Here is a 1,469-nt window from a genome sequence, read left to right on the forward strand (position 1 = left end):
GCTTATGTAAGCTCTCATTTTAAATAGGGTCTTATTCTCTTAGTCGTTGATATTTTATAATAAAATCGAACGGTGTGATTTTCATTATCTGTTGGTTTGAACAAACCGCATCTTATTTCGCTAGAGTTCGCTGCGCTTGAAACTGAGCTTAACTAATATAATTCAAGAGACTCAACATGAAAAAAACGCTAATCACGCTAGCGGCACTGATTTTAACCACAACGGCTGGTGCTGCGGACTACTTAACAACCAGTGAAACGGCTCCAACAGGGAAAGACAATACGCTGACTTTATACTACGAGACAACGTTCAACCTTGTTGGTAATAGCTTGGCTGTTGGTGATTACCTGCCTTCAGTGACATTGATGACAAACAAAAATCAGCCGTACGATACCACAGCAAAAACAGACAAAGTGCGTATCTTTAGTTTACTGGCTTCGATTGACACACCAGTATGTAACCAACAAGCTCAGGATCTTTCTAACTTTGTAAAAGCAAACCCTGAACTGACAGATAACATTGAATTTATCGGCCTAAGTGCAGACACGACTTTCGCACTGGATCGATTCAAGAATGAGAAAGGTATTACAGACAACCTAACTTTGCTTTCAGATGCCAAAGACCACGTTTTTGGTTTTGAATCAGGCACACAAATCAACGAGCTTGGTTTATTGGCTCGTAGCACATTCGTTGTCGATAAAGACAACAAAATCGTTCATATTCAGCGAGTTCCAGAGCTGACTATGATTCCAGATTTGGACAAAGCTGTTGAAGTAGCGAAAAAATACTTCTAAGCAAAGTAAACCAGTGGGCAACTTAGGCTTGCCCACTTTGATTACCCTTCTTACTTCCCGCAAATTAATAGCTCGAATACATAACTTAAAGATTATTTGTAAGCTCTATCAATACATAACTTACAAAGGCTTACTAAGAGAAAATACCATTTCTTGTAACATGCGAGCTTTATTGCTTGCAGATAATTTGGTTCTCTATGATAAATAAACTTATTATTCCTACTCTTGTTGTTACAACAATGCTTACTGCCTGTGGCGGCGGAAGCGGTGGCGGTAACAATAACAGTGCTTCAAAAAATGTCATTGACGCATCTAACGCCAACTCAGTGGTTAGCCTGGGCAACAATTTCTCGCTGCAATTCAGCGTAAAGTCGATTAAAAATGGCGCAGACAAAAACGTGAACGTTGATATTACCCAGTACGGTAATAACCTAAAATCGAGCGGCAGTTTTGCTCAAGTTCATGGTATCCCAGAGCGCAACTATAAGACTCAAAATGACGCAGACATTACGTTTACAGTAACCGCAACAAACTCGTCTGGTAAAACATATGACGTTGAAAACTTTAATATTTACTACGAGAACTTCAACTCAACAACAACACCAGAAAAACTTGCTGTTGCGAAAGTCGAAAACAACATCAAGAACATCATTCTTTGGAAAAAAGCCGACACCG

At 39.5% G+C, this 1,469-nt stretch carries 1 protein-coding gene and 1 pseudogene; both read left to right on the plus strand.

The genetic code is table 11. From position 1 onward, the window contains the following. The first annotated feature begins 176 nt into the window (after positions 1–176). Positions 177–794, plus strand: a complete 618-nt coding sequence (locus BCT81_RS27960) for a redoxin family protein (protein WP_102426552.1) — start codon at positions 177–179, stop codon at positions 792–794. Between the two features lie 197 nt (positions 795–991). Then, positions 992–1,469: pseudogene (locus BCT81_RS27965) on the plus strand (hypothetical protein); the annotation flags it as partial.

The organism is Vibrio sp. 10N.261.52.A1 (assembly GCF_002876325.1).
Lineage (GTDB): Bacteria > Pseudomonadota > Gammaproteobacteria > Enterobacterales > Vibrionaceae > Vibrio > Vibrio chagasii.

Bases quoted from the DNA above. Each gene is read 5' to 3' on its own strand.
- BCT81_RS27960 (WP_102426552.1), top strand. From the start codon at position 177: ATGAAAAAAACGCTAATCACGCTAGCGGCACTGATTTTAACCACAACG.